Genomic DNA, 3,145 nt, shown 5'->3' with positions numbered 1-3,145 from the left:
GTTTCTAATGAAAGTTTGGCTTGTTCTTTGTCAATCTTACCCATAACATAGCCGATATGCAATAACACATAATCTCCGATATGGATTTCTTCGCTCATTAAATCCAAACTTGCCTCACGCGTTACACCCAATGTATCTAGCGTCGCAATATTGTTTATAGTATCAATTGCGACGACTTTAGAAGGTATGGCTAGACACATAATTTCTCTCCTTATTTTGTTGTAAAAATGTGCAAAATTTGCGTTGAGATTCTATATCTTTGGAGGAAATTAAAAACAATGGAATCTCTTTTTTGAGCTTTTTTAAATCCTCTTCTACTTGTGCAACTTTAAAATCAAATACTTCTATCAAATCTGCTTTAGAAAGGATTACCGCGTCAGCACATAAGAAAATTGTAGGATATTTTAAAACTTTGTCATCTCCCTCTGGAGTGGAAAGCAAGACGATATTCATATTTGCACCTAAGTCGTAGCTTGCTGGGCAAACAAGATTGCCGACATTTTCTATAAATAAAAAATCCTTGAACTCCCCCTGTGCGCGTAATTTTTCTAAAGATTCCTGCACCATTGCCGCTTCTAAGTGGCACGCATCGCCTGTGGTGATTTGGTGGGCATTGACTCCATAAGCTTGAAGACGCTCGGCATCACGATTGGTCTGCAAATCCCCCTCTATGACGCTAAATTCTAGCAATTTGTTTTTGGCAATATTTTCTAAAAGCGTTGTTTTGCCGCTACCAGGTGAGCTCATAAGGTTGAGGACAAAAAGATTTTCTTTTGCATAGATTTTTCGCAATTCCATTGCGACTTTGTCGTTTTTTGATAGAATCCTTTGTCCTATTTCTACGCTTTTGAGATTCTTTGGCGATTCCATTTTCAAGCCTTTTATTTTTGGTGCATTGTAGCCAAATTTATCCATAACAAAGTTAAATTTCAGAATCTTAAACCATTTTTGACGACAAATGCGTTATATTTGTGAGTTTAATTAAAATTTTTTAAAGAGAATTCAAATGGTAGAAATTTCAAAACAGGCAAATCTTCCCACGCAATTTGGGGATTTTATGATTCAATCTTTTAGAGAAAAAAAGCTTTTTAAAGGCGAATCCTATCTCTTGGAACATTTGGTGCTAAGGACGATAGAGATTCCAGAAAATCCCCTTGTGCGTGTGCATTCGGAATGTTTAACCGGAGATGTGTTTTCAAGTCTTAAATGTGATTGTGGCGGTGAGTTGCAAATGGCTTTGAAAAGAATTGCAAAAGAGCGGGGATTCTTAATCTATTTGCGCCAAGAAGGGCGTGGAATCGGGCTTTTTAATAAAGTCAATGCGTATGCTCTGCAAGATAGTGGCTTAGATACGATTGAAGCTAATCTTGCTTTGGGATTCCAAGAAGACGAGCGTGATTATGAGATAGTAAGATTTATTTTTGATTATTATCGCTTAAGTCAAATCCGCTTGCTGACAAATAATCCAGCCAAGATTTGCGCATTTAAATCTATGATTAAGCTTACGCGAGAGCCGATTATCGTAGAATGCAATGCGCATAATGCACATTATTTGGAAGTGAAAAAAACCAAAATGGGGCATTTGCTTTAATAAGGAAAAAGATGAAAGTTAAAATTGATTATGCGCAAGCAAGGGAGATTTTGGAATCCCAAACGATTGGAGCTTTGGGCGTGGAACGTGTTTTTTTGTATGAGGCTTTAGGGCGAATTTTGGCACGTGATGTTGTCGCAATACAAGATATGCCGCAATCCGCACGCTCCAATATGGACGGATATGCAATAAATTCTAAATTTTTGCAAGAAAATGCAACGCAAGAATTTAAAATCTTAGGGGAGAATCCAGCAGGGAATGCGCAGGATTCTGTTCTGCCTCTCCACCAACCCTTTGCGATTAAGACTTTTACGGGAGCGGAAATTCCACAAAATGCTGATATTTTAGCACCTATAGAGCAGGTAAAGGTAGAATCCGAAACTTTGCGTCTTTTGGAGATACCAAAAGTTGGACAATACATTTGTCAAAAAGGAGCAAATTATCGCAAAGGTGAGAAGCTAATCTCCAAAGGAGTGCGCCTCAATGCAAATCATATTGGGCTTTTGGCAAGCCTAAATTGTGTTTTTGTAGAGGTATTTACACGCGCGAAAGTCGGGATTTTGGTTAGTGGAAATGAGTTGTTGGAGCTAGGGGAAAGTGCTAAAAATGGAGCAAATATTTACAATACTAATGGACATTTACTTGTTGCAAAAGTGCTAGAAAATGGTGGAATCCCAAAGCTTTATCCGATTTTAAAAGATACAAAAGAGCAGGTGGAGGAATGCGTGAATCTAGCACTTAGTGAGTGTGATTTAATCCTAAGCAGCGGGGGAGCAAGTGTGGGAGATTATGATTTTATTGCAGCAATTTGCAAGGAAAGAGAGAATGAAATGGTGTTTAAAGGTGTCAAAATCAAGCCCGGACAACATATTTCTTACGCACATTTTGGAGGCAAGCAGTTTTTTGGCTTGCCCGGCTTCCCAAACTCTACTTTAGTAACCTTTGAACTTTTTGCCAAAGAGATTCTTTGGCGTCTTAATGGGGGGTATTTTGTGCCTATTACTTTGGAGATTTTATTGCAGGAAAATGTTAGTAAAACCGATTCTCGCTTAGAATTTCGCGTGTGTAATGTGCGAAATGTTGGGGGTAAATGGAAAATAGATTTTGAGGGAAAAAAGGATTTTCAAAGCGCGATTTTAAATAACTTTTGTCCGCTAGATTCCGCATATAATGGGTTGTGCGTCTTAGATAGCGCAAAAAGTGTAGGAGAGATGGTGCGAGTGATTTTGCTTATATAACAATACTGCGTCATCACACTCTTTGCTTGCGTCTTTGTATTTTATTTTTCGTTATTATGAGTGTAGCGAAGCAATCCATAATCTTGCAAAATTTAAATCTTAATATGGATTGCCACAAATTTTTTAAATTTTCTCTCAAGGAAAAAAAGCCAATAAAACCTTGCAAGGAAGTAGTAGTAGAATCGCAAGCCATCAAGGGCTCAATTTACCGCAACCATTAGCAGATTCTAGGCAGTAATTCTCCGCTTGGATAGTCTAAATATCTCCTTGCATTAAAGGGGGTTTTTAGCACAACTTTTGTCGCGTTTTCTGAAGT

The 3,145-nt window shown here is 38.0% G+C and carries 4 protein-coding genes; 2 read left to right on the top strand and 2 right to left on the bottom strand.

Annotated features, from left to right (window positions below):
* Together Q1553_RS07825 and hypB are read right to left on the bottom strand one after the other, a co-directional pair.
* Positions 1–200, bottom strand: a 200-nt coding sequence (locus tag Q1553_RS07825; protein ID WP_300842893.1) for a HypC/HybG/HupF family hydrogenase formation chaperone, incomplete at its 3' end; no start/stop codon positions are given.
* Positions 178–870 (bottom strand): hydrogenase nickel incorporation protein HypB, encoded by a 693-nt coding sequence (gene hypB, locus Q1553_RS07820; protein WP_115550842.1) that lies wholly within the window; start codon positions 868–870, stop codon positions 178–180. The genes hypB and Q1553_RS07825, both read right to left, overlap by 23 nt.
* 130 nt (positions 871–1,000) lie before the next feature.
* Here hypB and ribA point away from each other — a divergent pair, with 130 nt between their 5' ends.
* Both ribA and Q1553_RS07810 read left to right on the top strand, forming a co-directional pair.
* Complete coding sequence (gene ribA, locus Q1553_RS07815) at positions 1,001–1,591, top strand: GTP cyclohydrolase II (RefSeq protein WP_245944187.1); 591 nt, start codon at positions 1,001–1,003, stop codon at positions 1,589–1,591.
* A gap of 11 nt (positions 1,592–1,602) precedes the next feature.
* Positions 1,603–2,829 (top strand): molybdopterin molybdotransferase MoeA, encoded by a 1,227-nt coding sequence (locus Q1553_RS07810; RefSeq protein ID WP_297570788.1) that lies wholly within the window; start codon positions 1,603–1,605, stop codon positions 2,827–2,829.
* Positions 2,830–3,145: the final 316 nt, after the last annotated feature.

The sequence above is a fragment of the Helicobacter sp. UBA3407 genome (assembly GCF_949747025.1).
In the GTDB taxonomy this organism is placed as follows: domain Bacteria; phylum Campylobacterota; class Campylobacteria; order Campylobacterales; family Helicobacteraceae; genus Helicobacter_D; species Helicobacter_D ganmani.
Note: the sequence above shows the minus strand (reverse complement) of the source record. Positions and strands in the feature narration are given on the sequence as shown.

What these genes read in the sequence shown, in the direction of transcription:
- hypB (WP_115550842.1), bottom strand. Translation starts at nt 870, where the DNA reads ATGGAATCGCCAAAGAATCTCAAAAGCGTAGAAATAGGACAAAGGATT.
- Q1553_RS07810 (WP_297570788.1), top strand. Translation starts at nt 1,603, where the DNA reads ATGAAAGTTAAAATTGATTATGCGCAAGCAAGGGAGATTTTGGAATCC.